Genomic DNA, 16,111 nt, shown 5'->3' with positions numbered 1-16,111 from the left:
TGCGCAGAGAGCTTCAACAACCGCTTTACCGCGATTGTGTGTCAGGCATCACAAAGAAAGCGGCATTTTTCTGAAACCGGTTACAATTCTTCGAGTAAGAGAGAAAGTCAGCCGACGGCAGTGCGAACAATACGGTTTTTTCCCTGCTTTTTAGCACTGTAGAGCGCGTTATCAACGCTACCTACAAATTGTTCCAGCGGTTCGAAGTGCCATTCACCCAGACCCGCGCTGAACGTGACGTGCAGATTTTCTTCCCGCCATACGCGTCTTGCAACGACGGTGCGCCATGCGTCAAGCAATGAAAATGCGGCAGCGATCTGCTCGGCCTGGAAAATTACCGCGAACTCTTCACCACCGTAGCGATAGACCGAGACGTGGTGGGGCTGCATTATCTGGATCCCCTCGCGCGCCACGTTACGCAGGACAATGTCGCCGCTCAGGTGTCCCCACGTGTCGTTAATTGACTTGAAGTTATCAATATCAACCAGCGCCATCGCGAAAGGCTGGTGGGCATTTAATAATTCCTCCACATCGTTATCGAACGCACGGCGGTTTTTGCAGCCGGTCAGCGCATCGTGAGTGGCCTGACGAACATACGCCATCTCACGCTCTTTATTGGACTGAATGGTGCGGCTCAGCATCGCTTCCAGACGCGGCGCCTGGCTCACATCGCCCGTTTTGATCGCATTGATAATGGTCATCAACACGGTACGCGAGGCATGACGCAGATAGAGGCCAAAGAGAATGATAATGATGGCCGCCAGCGCGAAACCCCAGCCTACGATTGTTGTTTCGTGTCGGGTGATATCGGTAAGCGTTGCGCCAGAGACCCTGTAGATGACAAACCAGTCCGGATTGGTAAATGAGTAGTAGTAATACCAGGCGTCGGTTTTCTTATCGTAAAGGTGGCCTTCGCCGCTGGTCATTTTATCCATCAGCGCTTCGCTGACGTACTGTTTGAAAAGCACGCCCGTATCTGGGTGCAGCACGACGGCGCCATCGCGTTCGACGACGAAGAATTCCCCCTGAACAGGGGCGACCATCTGACGCAGGGTGTAGCCCATTGACGTTAAGTCGAGATGAAACGCAATCGTACCTTTAAGTCGACCTTCTGGTGAAATCAACGGTTTATAGAGTGTGACCGTCGGATGACCGTTGAAGTAGTCCATATAGGGACGGGTGTAGTGGCTGAATATACTGGCTTCAGCATGGGCGACAAACCACGGACGCGTCCGGGGATCGAAGGTTTTACTCTTTTCCGTCTGGAGCACTTCCGGCGCGCGCAGATAATGTCCCTGCGTGTCTGCCAGCGAGATGGATGACACGGTCGGCATCAGGTTTTGCAAATGCATCATCATCTGCAGCCCTTGCGTCGGGTTGACGTTGAGGGTCTCGTTTAGCCTGTCATCGCGTGCAAAATACATCGCGGAGCGGCCCAGGATATAGTCGTTTTCACGCAGGATTGACTCGGTGTAGTTCACCGCAAGGTTATGGGTGAAATTGCCATTAATCTTATGATAGTCCTCAAGGAAATCCTTTCGTTGTGAAAGAGTTACCACGACCGCGATCAGCGCAAAACTGCACAGAATCCCCGCGAAGCTGAGCATAATGGGTCGGGTGAAAGAGAGCTTTTTGCTGTGAAGTGCCATGAGTTGTACATCGATCCTGATGGTGAATATTTTTCGTCTGCCGATATCCTCTCAGCATAGTCGCTGTCCTGCGGTTAGCGGTGAATTATACGGAACACGATTTCAGGCGAGATGATTTATCTTAAGAATCACTAAGAAATTCCTTATCCATATTTTTGCGCCCCTCTTATGCACGGAATCGGAGGCAGGGCGAAACGAGGAAGAAGCTTTTCGCCCTGGTCAGCGTCCGTTGCTGACCTGATGACAATAAAAAACCGGACGATCGCTGACAATCATCCGGTTTTACCTTTCCGTAACGCCTCGATAATTTTCTACCGTGTTGCAGTGCGTTACATCGTCATTGCGAGGCTCTTCCCAGCCAGCTGTCCCAGTCTTTCCAGACAGGCTGTAAACCCTGTGCCGTCAGGGCGGCGGCAACGGCTTCCGGACGCCGTCCGTCATGCGGTGCAAACTGCTCAAGCTCCGGATGATCGTCTGCATACCCGCCCGGCTGCGTTTTGGAAAACGCGCTGACGTTGTTAATCGCCAGCGGGATGACGCGATCGCGAAACGCCGGAGATTCACGCGTTGAGAGCGATAACTCCACTTCCGGGGCGAGCAGGCGAAACGCGCAGATGGTCTGCACCAGCTGGCGTTCATCCATCAGCGAAGCCGGTTCAATGCCGCCTGCGCAGGGGCGCAGGCGTGGGAAGGAGATGGAGTATCGGGTCTGCCAGTAGTGCTGTTGCAGCCACAGCAGATGTTCTGCCACCATGTAGCAATCTACCCGCCAGCTATCGGAAAGCCCAATTAGCGCACCCAGCCCGATTTTGTCGATCCCGGCGCGGCCCAGCCTGTCCGGCGTTTCCAGCCGGAAGAAAAAATCCTGCTTCTTTCCTTTCAGGTGATGCCGCGCGTACGTCGCCTCGTGGTAGGTTTCCTGATAGACCATAACGCCGTCCAGCCCGAGTGTTTTTAACTCCGCATACTCGTCCTGCGACAGGGGCTGAACCTCCATCTGCAACGACGCAAACTCCCGACGTATCGCAGGCAGATGCTGGCGGAAATAGTCCATTCCCACTTTCCCCTGATGCTCGCCCGTGACCAGCAGAAGATGTTCGAACCCCATTTCACGAATAGCAGCACACTCGCGTGCGATCTCCTCTTCATCGAGCGTTTTCCGCTTGATGCGGTTGCTCATGGAAAAACCACAGTAGGTACAGTCGTTGGCGCACAGGTTCGAAAGATAGAGCGGGACGTAGAAGCTCACCGTATTGCCAAACCGCTGCCGGGTGAGGCGCTGGGCGCGCTGCGCCATTGGTTCAAGGTAGGCGCTGGCCGCCGGCGAGAGCAGGGCCATTAAATCCTCCCGGTTCAGATGACGGGCATTCAGCGCGCGCTCGACGTCAGCAGTCGTTTTGCTGTTGATGCGCAGGGCAATATCGTCCCAGTTAAGCTCGCGCCAGCGCTCGGTAAACGTGCTCATGAGATCGCCTCCAGAAAACCGGTCAGCGGGCTGGTGGCCTGTGCCTGAAAACTGCGCGAGCCGGGGCCGGACTCTCTGGCTAGCACGCCAGCCTCCACGGCGAGACGAAACGCACGCGCCATCCTGACCGGGTCGTCGGCCACCGCAATGGCGGTATTCACCAGCACCGCATCGGCACCCATTTCCAGCGCCTGCGCGGCATGGCTGGGCACGCCGATCCCTGCATCCACCACCACCGGCACGGTCGCCTGCTCGATGATGATCTCCAGCATCGCGCGGGTTTCCAGCCCCTGATTGGAGCCAATGGGCGCCCCCAGCGGCATGACGGCGGCGCAGCCGACCTCTTCCAGACGCTTACACAGCACGGGATCCGCGCCGCAGTAAGGCAGAACGGTAAACCCCTGCTGCACCAGCTTTTCTGCGGCTTTCAGGGTCTCGATCGGGTCGGGCAGCAGCCAGCGGGCATCCGGGTGAATTTCCAGCTTCAGCCAGCGGGTGCCGAGCGCTTCCCGCGCCAGCTGTGCGGCGAAAATCGCCTCCTCGGCCGTTTTCGCGCCGGAGGTGTTGGGCAGCAGCGTCACGCCTGCCTCCAGGAGCGGCGCAAGTATGGCATCGTTGTGCTGGCGCAGATCCACGCGCTTCATCGCCAGCGTTACCAGTTGGCTGCCGCTTTCACGAATAGCATCCACCATCAGCTGCGGCGAGGCGAATTTGCCGGTTCCGGTAAACAGATGTGAATCAAAGACTTTATCAGCAATACGTAACATCTCAGCCCCCTGCGATAACCTGAAACAGCAGGATCTGGTCGCCTTCATTGACCTGCTGAAGTTCCCACTGCTCGCGCGGCAGGATCTGTTGATTGAGCGCCAGCGCCGTTCCCGGCTTGAGCTGGCGCAATTTGTCGAGCAGGGCGGCAACGGTGAGACCGTCGTCGCACGTCATCGGCTCATCGTTAAACAGAATGCGCATCGTGGCCTCCGCATACCGGGCAGTGGCTGGCGCGGTGTAGTGCCAGATGGCGCCAGCCGCTGGAGCGGGCGTCGAACAGCCGGAGCGTGTTGCGTTCCGTCTCCATGCCGCTGAGCAGCTTGATGGCCTCCAGCGCCTGGAGGGTTCCCATCACGCCCACCACCGGGCCAAGAATGCCTGCCGTGCGGCAGTTACGCTCCGGTTCAGCCTCGTCCGGCCACAGGCAGCGGTAACAGCCCTGCGCCCACGGCGGGGTCAGGACCATTATCTGCCCACCGAACCCCACCGCGCTGGCGGTGATAAGCGGCGTATTAGTGGCCACGCAGGCGGCGTTAATCGCCTGGCGCGTCGCCATGTTGTCCGTGCAGTCCAGCACCGCGTCGGCAAGGGCGACCTCATGGCGCAGGCTTTCACCGCTGAGCCGCTCCTGCAGAGCAATCAGTTCGATATCCGGATTAAGCTGGTTAAGCCGCTGCCGGGTGATCTGCGCTTTAGGCTGGTTAACATCTTCAGTCGTGAAGAGGATTTGCCGTTGCAGGTTGCTGAGGTGCACCTCGTCGTCATCGGCCAGCACCAGCGTGCCCACGCCCGCACCGGCCAGATACAGCGCGGCGGGCGCGCCTAATCCGCCCAGGCCGACAATCAGTACCCGGCTGGCGAGCAGCTTTTGCTGCCCGTCAATGGCAATATCCTCCAGCAGGATCTGGCGGCTGTAGCGCATAAAATCGCGGTCATTCATCGCCCGCTCCTGCCAGCTGTAAAAGCTGCGCGGTGGCGGACCGCCAGTCTGCCGCCTGGGTGATAGCGCTGACGACGGCGATACTGCCGACGCCGGTCTCCAGCACCGCCGGGGCGCGTTCAAGGCTGATTCCACCGATGGCGACGGTCGGGTAATCGGCAAGGCGCTTAACGTGCGCCGTCAGCTGCGTCAGACCCTGCGGGGCAGAAGGCATCTGCTTGGTTTGCGTCGGAAAAACGTGACCGAGGGCGATGTAGGAGGGGCGGGCCGCCAGCGCCACGTCGATTTCCATATCATCGTGTGTTGAAACGCCAAGGCGCAGGCCAGCCTGGCGAATGGCGTTCAGATCGGTGGTTTCCAGATCCTCCTGGCCCAAATGCACGCCGTACGCCCGGTGCTTAACGGCCAGCCGCCAGTAGTCGTTGATAAACAGGCGGGCATTGTAGCGATGCCCCAGCGCGATGGCGGCGACGACGTCGGCCTCCACCTCTTCATCACGCTTATCTTTGATGCGCAGCTGGAGGGTGCGAACGCCGGCCTCCAGCAGGCGGGCGATCCACTCCACGCTGTCCACCACCGGGTAAAGCCCTAAGCGAAAGGGCACGGAGGGGAAATCGGGCTTGTACATTACGCCTCCTCTTTTTTGAGGTAAATTTCGCCGCCTCTGGCGCGGAAGGTTTCCGACATGTCCGCCATACCGACTTCAATGGTCTGCGCGGCGGCGTAATCCCGCACCTCCTGGCTGATTTTCATCGAGCAGAATTTTGGCCCACACATGGAGCAGAAGTGCGCCACCTTGCCCGACTCCTGGGGCAGGGTTTCGTCGTGGTAGGCGCGGGCGGTAAACGGATCCAGCGCCAGGTTAAACTGGTCTTCCCAGCGGAATTCAAAGCGCGCTTTGGACATGGCGTTGTCGCGGATTTGCGCGCCCGGGTGGCCTTTCGCCAGATCCGCCGCGTGGGCGGCAATTTTATAGGTAATCAGTCCCTGCTTTACGTCCTCTTTGTTGGGCAGGCCGAGGTGCTCTTTCGGCGTCACGTAGCAGAGCATGGCGCAGCCGAACCAGCCGATCATCGCCGCGCCAATCCCGGAGGTGAAGTGGTCGTAGCCCGGTGCGATATCTGTGGTCAACGGCCCCAGAGTGTAGAACGGCGCTTCGTGGCAGTGCTCCAGCTCCTCGGTCATGTTGCGGCGGATCATCTGCATCGGCACGTGGCCCGGGCCTTCAATCATCACCTGCACGTCATACTCCCAGGCGATTTTAGTCAGCTCGCCCAGGGTGTGCAGCTCGGCAAACTGCGCCTCGTCGTTGGCGTCGCGGATGGAGCCAGGACGCAGGCCGTCGCCCAGCGACAGGGAGACGTCGTACGCGGCGCAGATCTCGCAGATCTCGCGGAAGTGCTCGTAAAGGAAGTTTTCCTGATGATGGGACAGGCACCATTTCGCCATGATGGAGCCACCCCGCGAGACGATGCCGGTCAGACGTTTCGCCGTCATCGGCACGTAGCGCAGCAGCACGCCCGCGTGGATGGTGAAGTAGTCCACGCCCTGTTCCGCCTGCTCCAGCAGCGTGTCGCGGAACGCTTCCCAGGTGAGGTTTTCGGCGATGCCGTTGACCTTCTCCAGCGCCTGATAAATCGGGACGGTGCCAATCGGCACCGGGCTGTTACGCAGGATCCACTCGCGGGTTTCGTGGATGTAGCGGCCAGTGGAGAGGTCCATCACCGTGTCCGCACCCCAGCGCGTGGACCAGACCAGCTTTTCCACCTCTTCTTCGATGGACGAGGTGACGGCAGAGTTGCCGATGTTGGCGTTGACCTTCACCAGGAAGTTGCGGCCGATAATCATCGGCTCCGATTCCGGGTGGTTGATGTTGGCGGGGATAATCGCGCGTCCGGCGGCCACTTCGTCACGCACAAACTCCGGCGTGATGTTCTCCGGCAGGCGAGCGCCAAAGCCTTCACCCGGATGCTGGTGGCGCAATATTTCGCTGCGGATGCGCTCGCGGCCCATGTTTTCGCGGATGGCGATGAACTCCATCTCCGGCGTGACGATACCCTGGCGCGCGTAGTGCAGCTGGGTTACGCATTTGCCCGCTCTGGCGCGTTTTGGCGTCAGCAGGCCGGTAAAGCGCAGCTCGTCCAGGCCGTCGTCGGCCAGGCGTTCTTTGGTGTACGCAGAGCTGCGCACGCTCAGTTCTTCGCAGTCGTTACGCGCCTCAATCCACGGCTGGCGCAGCTTTGCCAGACCTTGCTGCACGTTGATAGCAACATCAGGATCGCCGTACGGGCCGGAGGTGTCGTATACCGGCACGGCTTCGTTGTCTTCATATTGGGGGTTCTCTTTGCTGCCGCCGATAAGCGTCGGGCTGAGCTGGATTTCGCGCATCGGCACGCGGATATCGGCCTGTGAACCGGTGATGTAGATGCGTTTCGAGTTCGGGAAAGCGGTGCCTTCCAGGGTGTCGATGAAGTGTTGGGCCTGTGCACGCTGTTCGCGGCGGGTCAGTTTTGTTGTAGACATAGCTCATTCCAGAAGTGAAGGACATGGCTTGTCAGACGACGGATGAAGCAAGAGGAGATCGCCCCAGGGGCGATACAACAGCAGCGTGACTCTTGTTCCCTTCGCAGGTATTAACCTGATCAGGTTCCGCGGATCCCGAATTAACGGTCTCAGCCCGTGCTTACACACTGGGCACTCCGACAAGAAAAATCCCCCTCCGCAGAGGGGCGACTGGTTGTAAATTACTCGTTAACGGTTAAGAACTCAAGCAGGGCGCGCAACGTTATCGCTGCTGCTGATATTCAGGTTGTTATCCAGTACGAGGGCGATGAGCTTATCTTCCAGCGTGAATCGCTCTTCCAGCGCTTCGCCCAGGTCGGACAGCGCCTGCTGGAACTCAAGATAGTTATCGTGATCGATGGCGTTCTCGAGCGTGGAATCGTAATAGTCCATGATCTGCTGGGTATTGGCTTCCAGCTGCGGACAGAGTTTGCTGGCCGCTAAATACGGCGTTGTCCCTTCCATTTCGCGGATAATGCGTTCATAAATGTTGAAATGGCCGTCGGACAGGTAGTCGACAAGGCTCTGACAAAAATCATCCAGCGCTTTTTCGTTCAGCCGCATAAAGGATTCTTTGCCAGGCTTAAGACCGACCAGATTGTAATACGCCACAAGGAGATGCTTGCGCACATGTAGCCAGCGATCCACCAGGGTGTTACTTCCTCCAACGCGCTCAGTCAGGCTTTCCAGCTGGTTTAACATGGTCGACTCCATAAGGTTTAGAATGGGATCTGCTTATCCAAAATGTAACCACAATGCTAACAACATGTCAGTGAAGCGAAGGTAGTGCAATAGATATGGATCGTATTATTGAAAAATCAGATCTGGGTTGGTGGATCGTCAGCCACGAACAAAAATTATGGCTGCCCTCAGGAGAGTTGCCCTACGGTGCCGCGGAAACGTTCGATCTGGTGGGCCAGTCCGCGCTGAAGATCGGCGAGTGGCAGGGCGATCCCGTGTGGTTGATCCAACAGGCGCGCCGTCAGGATATGGGATCCGTACGTCAGGTGTTAGATCTGGACGTCGGCCTGTTCCAGCTGGCGGGGCGCGGCGTACAGCTGGCGGAGTTTTACCGTTCGCACAAATATTGCGGTTACTGCGGCCACACCATGCACCCAAGCAAAACCGAATGGGCGCTGCTCTGCGGCCACTGCCGTGAACGCTACTACCCCCAAATCGCGCCGTGCATCATCGTCGCCATCCGCCGTGATGATTCCATCCTGCTGGCGCAGCATACCCGTCATCGCAACGGCATTCATACCGTCCTCGCCGGGTTCGTCGAAGTCGGCGAAACGCTGGAGCAGGCGGTGGCGCGCGAGGTGATGGAGGAGAGCAGCATCAAGGTGAAGAACCTGCGCTACGTGACCTCCCAGCCGTGGCCGTTCCCGATGTCTCTGATGACCGCGTTTATGGCGGAATATGACAGCGGCGAGATTGTTATCGACCAGAAAGAGCTGCTGGAGGCGAACTGGTACCGCTACGACAATTTACCGCTGTTACCCCCGCCGGGAACGGTGGCGCGTCGCCTGATAGAAGATACCGTGGCAATCTGTCGGGCCGAGTATGAGTAGTGTTACACTGACGGACTGACGCAATAAGGAACTGCAAAATGACCGAACTGAAGAACGATCGTTATCTGCGTGCGCTGCTGCGCCAGCCCGTTGATGTCACCCCGGTGTGGATGATGCGCCAGGCGGGACGCTATCTGCCAGAGTACAAAGCCACGCGCGCGCAGGCGGGCGATTTTATGTCGCTGTGCAAAAACGCCGAGTTGGCCTGTGAAGTGACGCTCCAGCCGCTGCGCCGCTTCCCGCTGGATGCCGCCATTCTCTTTTCGGACATTCTTACCATTCCGGACGCGATGGGCCTGGGGCTCTATTTCGAAACCGGCGAAGGCCCGCGCTTTACCTCGCCGATCAAAAGCAAAGCCGACGTCGATAAGCTGCCGATCCCCGATCCGGAAGGCGAACTGGGCTACGTGATGAACGCCGTGCGCACCATTCGCCGCGAGCTGAAGGGCGAAGTGCCGCTGATTGGCTTCTCCGGCAGCCCGTGGACGCTGGCCACCTACATGGTTGAAGGCGGCAGCAGCAAAGCCTTCACCCTGATTAAAAAGATGATGTACGCCGAACCGCTGGCGCTGCATGCACTGCTCGACAAGCTGGCGAAGAGCGTTACGCTCTACCTCAACGCGCAGATTAAAGCGGGCGCGCAGTCGGTGATGATTTTCGACACCTGGGGCGGCGTGCTGACCGGACGTGATTATCAGCAGTTTTCCCTGTACTACATGCACAAAATCGTTGACGGCCTGCTGCGTGAAAACGACGGTCGCCGCGTGCCGGTAACGCTGTTCACTAAAGGCGGTGGCCAATGGCTGGAAGCGATGGCGGCCACCGGCTGCGACGCGCTGGGCCTCGACTGGACCACCGATATTGCCGATGCGCGCCGTCGCGTGGGCGACAAAGTGGCGCTACAGGGCAACATGGATCCGTCCATGCTCTATGCTCAGCCTGCCCGCATCGAAGAGGAAGTGTCGACTATACTGTCTGGTTTCGGCCAGGGTGAAGGCCACGTCTTTAACCTCGGCCACGGCATTCATCAGGATGTGCCGCCTGAACACGCAGGCGTATTTGTGGAGGCGGTGCATCGGCTTTCTGCCCAGTATCACAAGTAAGGAGTGGTTATGGATCTCGCGTCGCTACGCGCTCAGCAAATCGAACTGGCTTCATCGGTGATCCGCGAGGATCGTCTGGATAAGGATCCCCCGCAGTACATTGGCGGGGCGGACGTCGGGTTCGAGCAGGGCGGTGAAGTGACGCGGGCGGCGATGGTGGTGCTGAAATACCCGTCGCTGGAGCTGGTGGAGTACAAGGTGGCGCGTATCGCCACCACCATGCCCTATATTCCCGGCTTTCTCTCCTTCCGCGAATACCCCGCGCTGCTGGCCGCGTGGGAGCAACTCTCGCAAAAACCTGACCTCCTGTTTGTTGACGGGCACGGTATCTCCCATCCGCGTCGCTTAGGCGTCGCCAGCCACTTTGGTCTGCTGGTGGACGTGCCGACCATCGGCGTGGCGAAAAAACGCCTGTGCGGCGCGTTTGAGCCGCTTTCTGCCGAACCGGGCGCGCTGGCGCCGCTTATCCATAAAGGCGAGCAGCTGGCGTGGGTCTGGCGCAGTAAAGCGCGCTGTAATCCGCTGTTTATCGCCACCGGGCATCGGGTGAGCATGGACAGCGCGCTGGCGTGGGTGCAGCGCTGCATGAAGGGCTACCGGTTACCGGAGCCAACCCGCTGGGCTGACGCCGTTGCCTCTTCACGTCCGGCATTCATTCGTTGGCAGGAAATTCAGCCGTGATTCAGGTAAACTGCGGCTAATTTTCGATTCGAGACATCATCATGTTACAAAACCCGATTCATCTGCGCCTTGAGAAGCTGGAAAGCTGGCAGCACGTGACGTTTATGGCTTGCCTGTGCGAGCGCATGTATCCCAACTATGCCGCGTTCTGTAAGCAAACGGAGTTTGGCGAAGGCCAGATTTATCGACGTATCCTGGATTTGATCTGGGAGACGCTGACGGTGAAAGACGCAAAGGTGAACTTCGATTCACAGCTCGAAAAGCTGGAAGAGGCGATCCCGGCGGCGGACGATTACGACCTGTACGGCGTTTATCCGGCTATCGACGCCTGCGTGGCGTTGAGCGAGCTGATCCACTCTCGTCTGAGCGGTGAAACGCTGGAGCACGCCATTGAAGTCAGTAAGGCATCCATTACGACCGTCGCGATGCTGGAAATGACGCAGGAAGGCCGCGAAATGACCGACGAAGAGCTGCGTGCTAACCCGGCGGTTGAACAGGAATGGGACATTCAGTGGGAGATTTTCCGCCTGCTGGCAGAGTGTGAAGAGCGTGATATTGAGCTGATCAAAGGGCTGCGCGCGGACCTGCGTGAGGCCGGTGAGAGCAATATTGGTATAATTTTTAACCAATGAGACAACAAAACGTGATTTAACGCCTGTTTTGTCGCACCTCGACTCTTCCCTTCTGCCCCCCGTCTGGTCTACATTTGGGGGGCGAAAAAAAGTGGCTATCGGTGCGTGTATGCAGGAGAGTGCTTTTTTGGCATTTTCGTCGCACTCGATGCTTAGCAAGCGATAAACACATTGAAAGGATAACTTATGAACAAGACTCAACTGATTGATGTAATTGCGGACAAGGCTGATCTGTCTAAAGTGCAGGCTAAAGCTGCTCTGGAATCTACCCTGGCTGCTATTACTGAGTCTCTGAAAGAAGGCGATGCTGTACAACTGGTTGGTTTCGGTACCTTCAAAGTGAACCACCGCGCTGAGCGTACTGGCCGCAACCCGCAGACCGGTAAAGAAATCAAAATCGCCGCAGCTAACGTGCCGGCATTTGTTTCTGGTAAAGCACTGAAAGACGCAGTTAAGTAAGACGCGTGGCAGTGAACAGTTTTAACGAAGGGGCGGCAACGCCCCTTTTGTCATTCTGGCGTGGCACGCTCGCGCTGGCAGGCGTACTGTTGCTGTCTGCCTGTAGCCATGACTCCTCACTCCCCCCGTTTACCGCCAGTGGCTATGCTGACAACCAGGGCGCGGTCAGGATCTGGCGTAAAGATTCCAGCGATGAAGTCCATATGCTTACCGCGTTCAGCCCGTGGCATAACGGCAACACCTCGACCGCAGAGTACCGCTGGCAGGGCGATGCGCTGTCGCTGATTGAACTGAACATCTACAGCAAGACCCCCGAACACGTGAAGGTGCGTTTCGACGACCACGGCGAGCTGAGCTTTATGCAGCATGAAGTCAGCGGGTTGAAACAGCAGCTTTCCAGCGATCAGGTCGCCCTTTACCGCTACCGCGCCGAACAGCTCCGTCAGACCAGCGACGCGCTGCGCCAGGGCCGCGTGGTGCTGCGCCAGGGGCGCTGGCATGCCGATGGCACGGTGACCACCTGCGAAGGGCAGACCGTAAAGCCTGAGCTTGAATCCTGGGCAACCGAACACATTCAGCGCCGTCAGCGGCATTCGTCTATGGAAGTGAGCGTGGCGTGGCTTGAGGCGCCGGAAGGCTCTCAGCTGCTGCTGGTGGCGAACGAAGACTTCTGCACCTGGCAGCCGACAGAGAAAAGTTTTTGATTTAAGTTCCCTCTCCCTTGAGGGAGAGGGTTAGGGTGAGGGGAAATTACTCCCCCTGCTCCCGCGCAATAGCACGATAACCGATATCCTGACGGCTGAAGCTGCCGTTCCAGTGAATATCCGCCATCAGCGCATAGGCGCGTTTCTGCGCTTCTGCTACGGTCTGACCCAGCGCGGTCGCACACAGCACGCGGCCGCCGTTGGTCAGCACGCGGTCATCGTCAGCCAGCTTCGTACCGGCGTGGAACACCTTCGCGCCGTCAATCTCTTCCAGCGGCAGGCCGTGGATCTCATCTCCGGTGCTGTAGTTCCCCGGATAGCCACCCGCAGCAATCACCACGCCCAGAGACGCACGCTCGTCCCACTCTGAGGTTTTCTCGTCCAGCTTGCCTTCGCAGGCCGCCAGACACAGATCCACCAGGTCGGATTTCATGCGCAGCATGATGGGCTGGGTTTCCGGATCGCCGAAGCGGCAGTTGAATTCAATCACCTTCGGGTTACCCTGCTTGTCAATCATCAGGCCCGCGTAGAGGAAACCGGTGTAGGTATTGCCTTCCGCCGCCATGCCCTTCACGGTAGGCCAGATGATGCGGTCCATGGTGCGCTGATGCACCTCATCGGTAACAACGGGAGCAGGGGAGTAAGCGCCCATCCCGCCGGTGTTGGGGCCGGTATCGCCATTGCCAACGCGCTTGTGATCCTGGCTGGTGGCCATCGGCAGAACGTGCTCGCCGTCGACCATTACGATAAAGCTCGCCTCTTCGCCGTCGAGGAACTCTTCGATCACGATGCGGTGGCCCGCATCGCCAAAGGCGTTGCCTGCCAGCATATCCTGAACGGCCGCTTCGGCTTCTTCGAGCGTCATCGCCACGATCACGCCTTTCCCGGCGGCCAGACCGTCGGCTTTGATGACAATCGGCGCGCCTTTTTCACGCAGGTAAGCCAGCGCGGGCTCGACGTCGGTGAAGTTCTGATACTCCGCCGTCGGAATGTTATGACGCGCGAGGAAATCTTTGGTGAAGGCTTTGGAGCCTTCCAGCTGTGCGGCACCTTCCGTTGGGCCGAAGATTTTCAGGCCCGCAGCGCGGAAGGCGTCAACCACGCCAATTACCAGCGGCGCTTCCGGGCCGACGATGGTCAGATCGATGTTCTCGGTCTGGGCAAAGCTCAGCAGCGCCGGGATATCGGTCACGCCGATAGCCACGTTCTGCAGCGCGGGTTCCAGTGCGGTACCGGCGTTACCCGGTGCCACGAAGACGGTTTTAACCTGCGGAGACTGCGCCGCTTTCCACGCCAGAGCGTGCTCGCGCCCGCCGTTACCAATCACTAATACTTTCATTTTCTGCTCCGGGAATTAATGGCGGAAGTGGCGCATGTCGGTGAAGATCATTGCGATGCCGTGTTCGTCGGCAGCGGCAATCACCTCGTCGTCGCGGATAGAGCCGCCAGGCTGGATCACACAGGTGATGCCCACCGCAGCCGCAGCATCAATACCGTCACGGAACGGGAAGAAGGCGTCAGAGGCCATGGCGGAGCCTTTCACTTCCAGGCCTTCGTCGCCTGCTTTGATACCGGCAATTTTCGCAGAGTAAACGCGGCTCATCTGGCCTGCGCCTATCCCGATGGTCATGTTCTCTTTTGCGTAGACAATGGCGTTAGACTTCACGAACTTCGCCACTTTCCAGCAGAACAGCGCGTCGCGCAGCTCCTGTTCGGTCGGCTGTCGTTTGGTCACCACGCGCAGGTCGGCTTCTGTCACCATACCCAAATCGCGATCCTGAACCAGCAGACCGCCGTTCACGCGCTTGAAGTCCAGGCCCGGCACGCGTTCCGCCCACTGACCGCAAACCAGCACGCGCACGTTCTGTTTTGCCGCAGTGATTTTCAGCGCTTCTTCTGATGCGGACGGTGCGATGATCACTTCGACAAACTGGCGGGAGATGATGGCCTGCGCGGTTTCGGCATCCAGCTCGCGGTTGAAGGCGATAATGCCGCCGAACGCGGAGGTCGGGTCGGTTTTGTAGGCGCGATCGTAGGCATCCAGAATAGAGGTGCTTACCGCAACGCCGCACGGGTTGGCATGCTTGACGATAACGCAGGCCGGCTCGCTGAACTCTTTCACGCATTCCAGTGCGGCGTCGGTGTCGGCAATGTTGTTATAGGAAAGGGCTTTGCCCTGAACCTGCTGGGCGGTCGCAACGGAGGCTTCCTTTACCTCTTCTTCTATATAGAAGGCAGCCTGCTGGTGGCTGTTCTCACCGTAACGCATATCCTGCTTCTTAATGAAGTTCAGGTTCAGGGTGCGCGGGAAGCGGCCAGAAGGATCTTTGCTTTCACAATGGTAGGCAGGAACCAGGCTACCGAAGTAGTTGGCAATCATGCTGTCGTACGCGGCGGTGTGTTCGAACGCCTTAATCGCAAGGTCGAAGCGGGTTTCGAGAGTGAGGGAGCCGTCGTTAGCATCCATCTCATTAATAATGGCGCTGTAGTCGCTGCTCTTCACCACGATGGCCACATCTTTATGGTTCTTCGCCGCGGAGCGCACCATGGTTGGGCCGCCGATATCAATATTCTCAACCGCATCTTCCAGAGAGCAGCCTTCGCGGGCGACGGTCTGGGCGAACGGGTAGAGGTTAACAACGACCATATCGATAGGCGCGATATCATGCTGTTCCATAATACCGTCGTCCTGACCGCGACGGCCCAGAATGCCGCCGTGCACTTTCGGATGCAGGGTTTTGACGCGTCCATCCATCATTTCCGGGAAACCGGTGTAGTCGGACACTTCGGTTACCGGCAGACCTTTATCTGCTAACAGGCGAGCGGTACCGCCTGTAGAAAGCAGCTCCACACCGCGTGCGGAAAGTGCCTGAGCGAATTCAACGATACCGGCTTTATCAGAAACACTGAGCAGAGCGCGGCGGACTGGACGACGTTGTTGCATGGTAAATCCCCTGGATTTCACGATTACAGAGAGCGTTAGATGAATTTTCCAGCGAAAAACTCATCTAACACACCTGACGAGGCCTCCTTGTTAAGCGCGAGCATTTTAACGAAAACGTTTGCGCAACGCTCGCATATTTTCACTTTTTCGAAGCGCTGTGGATAACTCTGTGTGTAAAAGGGTATAAGGCGGGGTTTTGCTGGGGAATGCAGCAGTCAGTCATTTTTCTGTCATTTAGCGGTTGCGGCCCGCGGAGAACTCCCTATAATGCGCCTCCATCGACACGGCGGATGTGAATCACTTCACAGTTAACCCGGTCGGTTGAAGAGAAAAAATCCTGAAATAACGGGTTGACTCTGAAAGAGGAAGGCGTAATATACGCCACCTCGCAACGGTGAGCGAAAGCCGCGTTGCACTGCTCTTTAACAATTTATCAGACAATCTGTGTGGGCACTCAAAGTGACATGGATTCTTAACGTCGCAAGACGAAAAATGAATACCAAGTCTCTGAGTGAACATACGTAATTCATTACGAAGTTTAATTCACGAGCATCAAACTTAAATTGAAGAGTTTGATCATGGCTCAGATTGAACGCTGGCGGCAGGCCTAACACATGCAAGTCGAACGGTAGC

General features: G+C 57.9%; 16 protein-coding genes, 1 rRNA gene and 1 riboswitch. Of the genes, 7 read left to right on the top strand and 10 right to left on the bottom strand.

What is annotated here, in order from left to right:
• Positions 1 to 107: 107 nt before the first annotated feature.
• The 8 genes from A6013_RS23045 to A6013_RS23010 all read right to left on the bottom strand — a co-directional run bounded on the left by A6013_RS23045 (position 108) and on the right by A6013_RS23010 (position 8,086).
• Entirely contained in the window at positions 108 to 1,649 is a 1,542-nt protein-coding gene (locus A6013_RS23045) for a sensor domain-containing diguanylate cyclase (RefSeq protein WP_069733831.1), read from the bottom strand.
• A gap of 337 nt (positions 1,650 to 1,986) precedes the next feature.
• Positions 1,987 to 3,114: a 2-iminoacetate synthase ThiH gene (gene thiH / locus A6013_RS23040; protein WP_049138083.1), complete on the bottom strand. Its 1,128-nt coding sequence runs from the start codon at positions 3,112 to 3,114 to the stop codon at positions 1,987 to 1,989.
• The gene (thiG, locus tag A6013_RS23035) at positions 3,111 to 3,881 is read right to left on the bottom strand and encodes a thiazole synthase (protein WP_069733830.1); all 771 of its coding nucleotides are present in this window, start codon (positions 3,879 to 3,881) and stop codon (positions 3,111 to 3,113) included. The genes thiH and thiG overlap by 4 nt, the downstream gene beginning before the upstream one ends.
• A gap of 1 nt (position 3,882) precedes the next feature.
• On the bottom strand, positions 3,883 to 4,083 hold the full coding sequence (gene thiS, locus A6013_RS23030) for a sulfur carrier protein ThiS (RefSeq protein ID WP_028015101.1): 201 nt from the start codon (positions 4,081 to 4,083) through the stop codon (positions 3,883 to 3,885).
• A complete protein-coding gene (locus A6013_RS23025) occupies positions 4,067 to 4,822 on the bottom strand; it encodes a HesA/MoeB/ThiF family protein (RefSeq protein WP_069733829.1) in 756 nt (251 codons plus the stop codon). The genes thiS and A6013_RS23025 overlap by 17 nt, the downstream gene beginning before the upstream one ends.
• Positions 4,815 to 5,450, bottom strand: coding sequence for a thiamine phosphate synthase (gene thiE / locus A6013_RS23020; RefSeq protein ID WP_069733828.1), 636 nt, complete (start codon positions 5,448 to 5,450; stop codon positions 4,815 to 4,817). Before thiE ends, A6013_RS23025 begins: the two co-directional genes overlap by 8 nt.
• Complete coding sequence (gene thiC, locus A6013_RS23015; protein ID WP_041911590.1) at positions 5,450 to 7,345, bottom strand: phosphomethylpyrimidine synthase ThiC; 1,896 nt, start codon at positions 7,343 to 7,345, stop codon at positions 5,450 to 5,452. The genes thiE and thiC overlap by 1 nt, the downstream gene beginning before the upstream one ends.
• Before the next feature lie 79 nt (positions 7,346 to 7,424).
• A riboswitch (TPP riboswitch) is annotated at positions 7,425 to 7,534 on the bottom strand.
• Between the two features lie 54 nt (positions 7,535 to 7,588).
• Positions 7,589 to 8,086: an Rsd/AlgQ family anti-sigma factor gene (locus A6013_RS23010; RefSeq protein WP_028015105.1), complete on the bottom strand. Its 498-nt coding sequence runs from the start codon at positions 8,084 to 8,086 to the stop codon at positions 7,589 to 7,591.
• A 95-nt stretch (positions 8,087 to 8,181) separates the two neighbouring features.
• Between A6013_RS23010 and nudC the strand changes: the two genes are divergently transcribed.
• The 6 genes from nudC to A6013_RS22980 all read left to right on the top strand — a co-directional run bounded on the left by nudC (position 8,182) and on the right by A6013_RS22980 (position 12,534).
• A complete protein-coding gene (nudC, locus tag A6013_RS23005; RefSeq protein WP_069733827.1) occupies positions 8,182 to 8,955 on the top strand; it encodes an NAD(+) diphosphatase in 774 nt (257 codons plus the stop codon).
• 38 nt (positions 8,956 to 8,993) lie between these two features.
• Positions 8,994 to 10,058 (top strand): uroporphyrinogen decarboxylase, encoded by a 1,065-nt coding sequence (hemE, locus tag A6013_RS23000; protein WP_041911588.1) that lies wholly within the window; start codon positions 8,994 to 8,996, stop codon positions 10,056 to 10,058.
• A 9-nt stretch (positions 10,059 to 10,067) separates the two neighbouring features.
• Entirely contained in the window at positions 10,068 to 10,739 is a 672-nt protein-coding gene (gene nfi / locus A6013_RS22995; protein ID WP_010425928.1) for a deoxyribonuclease V, read from the top strand.
• 41 nt (positions 10,740 to 10,780) lie between these two features.
• The gene (locus A6013_RS22990; RefSeq protein WP_022646712.1) at positions 10,781 to 11,371 is read left to right on the top strand and encodes a YjaG family protein; all 591 of its coding nucleotides are present in this window, start codon (positions 10,781 to 10,783) and stop codon (positions 11,369 to 11,371) included.
• Between the two features lie 186 nt (positions 11,372 to 11,557).
• Complete coding sequence (gene hupA / locus A6013_RS22985) at positions 11,558 to 11,830, top strand: nucleoid-associated protein HU-alpha (RefSeq protein WP_002445246.1); 273 nt, start codon at positions 11,558 to 11,560, stop codon at positions 11,828 to 11,830.
• A gap of 11 nt (positions 11,831 to 11,841) precedes the next feature.
• Positions 11,842 to 12,534, top strand: coding sequence for a DUF1481 domain-containing protein (locus A6013_RS22980; RefSeq protein ID WP_028015109.1), 693 nt, complete (start codon positions 11,842 to 11,844; stop codon positions 12,532 to 12,534).
• A 46-nt stretch (positions 12,535 to 12,580) separates the two neighbouring features.
• On the opposite strand, the gene purD is transcribed toward A6013_RS22980, so the two are convergent.
• Both purD and purH read right to left on the bottom strand, forming a co-directional pair.
• Entirely contained in the window at positions 12,581 to 13,873 is a 1,293-nt protein-coding gene (gene purD / locus A6013_RS22975) for a phosphoribosylamine--glycine ligase (protein ID WP_045261355.1), read from the bottom strand.
• Positions 13,874 to 13,888: 15 nt separating this feature from the next.
• A complete protein-coding gene (gene purH, locus A6013_RS22970) occupies positions 13,889 to 15,478 on the bottom strand; it encodes a bifunctional phosphoribosylaminoimidazolecarboxamide formyltransferase/IMP cyclohydrolase (protein WP_048958904.1) in 1,590 nt (529 codons plus the stop codon).
• Positions 15,479 to 16,038: 560 nt separating this feature from the next.
• Between purH and A6013_RS22965 the strand changes: the two genes are divergently transcribed.
• A 16S ribosomal RNA gene (locus tag A6013_RS22965) occupies positions 16,039 to 16,111 on the top strand; the annotation flags it as partial.

This window comes from Enterobacter sp. IF2SW-B1, from assembly GCF_001743375.1.
Taxonomy (GTDB): Bacteria; Pseudomonadota; Gammaproteobacteria; order Enterobacterales; family Enterobacteriaceae; genus Enterobacter; species Enterobacter bugandensis.
Note: the sequence above shows the minus strand (reverse complement) of the source record. Positions and strands in the feature narration are given on the sequence as shown.

Bases quoted from the DNA above. Each gene is read 5' to 3' on its own strand.
- nudC (WP_069733827.1), top strand. From the start codon at position 8,182: ATGGATCGTATTATTGAAAAATCAGATCTGGGTTGGTGGATCGTCAGC.
- thiE (WP_069733828.1), bottom strand. From the start codon at position 5,450: ATGTACAAGCCCGATTTCCCCTCCGTGCCCTTTCGCTTAGGGCTTTAC.
- thiC (WP_041911590.1), bottom strand. From the start codon at position 7,345: ATGTCTACAACAAAACTGACCCGCCGCGAACAGCGTGCACAGGCCCAA.
- A6013_RS23025 (WP_069733829.1), bottom strand. From the start codon at position 4,822: ATGAATGACCGCGATTTTATGCGCTACAGCCGCCAGATCCTGCTGGAG.
- thiG (WP_069733830.1), bottom strand. From the start codon at position 3,881: ATGTTACGTATTGCTGATAAAGTCTTTGATTCACATCTGTTTACCGGA.
- hupA (WP_002445246.1), top strand. From the start codon at position 11,558: ATGAACAAGACTCAACTGATTGATGTAATTGCGGACAAGGCTGATCTG.
- purD (WP_045261355.1), bottom strand. From the start codon at position 13,873: ATGAAAGTATTAGTGATTGGTAACGGCGGGCGCGAGCACGCTCTGGCG.
- nfi (WP_010425928.1), top strand. From the start codon at position 10,068: ATGGATCTCGCGTCGCTACGCGCTCAGCAAATCGAACTGGCTTCATCG.
- A6013_RS23045 (WP_069733831.1), bottom strand. From the start codon at position 1,649: ATGGCACTTCACAGCAAAAAGCTCTCTTTCACCCGACCCATTATGCTC.
- thiS (WP_028015101.1), bottom strand. From the start codon at position 4,083: ATGCGCATTCTGTTTAACGATGAGCCGATGACGTGCGACGACGGTCTC.
- A6013_RS22990 (WP_022646712.1), top strand. From the start codon at position 10,781: ATGTTACAAAACCCGATTCATCTGCGCCTTGAGAAGCTGGAAAGCTGG.
- purH (WP_048958904.1), bottom strand. From the start codon at position 15,478: ATGCAACAACGTCGTCCAGTCCGCCGCGCTCTGCTCAGTGTTTCTGAT.
- thiH (WP_049138083.1), bottom strand. From the start codon at position 3,114: ATGAGCACGTTTACCGAGCGCTGGCGCGAGCTTAACTGGGACGATATT.
- hemE (WP_041911588.1), top strand. From the start codon at position 8,994: ATGACCGAACTGAAGAACGATCGTTATCTGCGTGCGCTGCTGCGCCAG.
- A6013_RS23010 (WP_028015105.1), bottom strand. From the start codon at position 8,086: ATGTTAAACCAGCTGGAAAGCCTGACTGAGCGCGTTGGAGGAAGTAAC.